Annotated in this window: 1 protein-coding gene; it reads right to left on the minus strand. The window is 39.6% G+C overall.

Features of this window, described 5'->3' with window-relative positions; genetic code table 11:
• Positions 1-313, minus strand: a 313-nt coding sequence (locus UU7_RS18040) for a G5 domain-containing protein (protein WP_202946831.1), incomplete at both ends; no start/stop codon positions are given.

The following is a 313-nucleotide window of genomic DNA, read 5'->3' on the forward strand; positions in this document are numbered from 1 at the left end:
AGGTACTTCTTCACCGCCATAATGTACGATTTCGTCCACTGGGTCTTTTGTGATTTCTTCTGTTGGTTCACCTTCGCCTACTTTTTCTCCTGTTAATGGATTTTTTGTAGTTGGTGTTGTTGTTGTTTTTTCTCCATTTTCACCTTTTTGTACGACTTCTTCTGTACCAGGCGCTAGATCTGGATCAAATTCACGTTTTTTATCAAATGGAATCTCTTCTTTTTCTATGATTGGATCGCCATCGACTGGACCGTATTTTGTTACGTCATCCACTGGAGGTGTTACAACTTCTCCTGTATCTGGGTTTTTAACT

The organism is Rhodanobacter spathiphylli B39 (genome assembly GCF_000264295.1).
GTDB classification, from domain to species: Bacteria; Pseudomonadota; Gammaproteobacteria; order Xanthomonadales; family Rhodanobacteraceae; genus Rhodanobacter; species Rhodanobacter spathiphylli.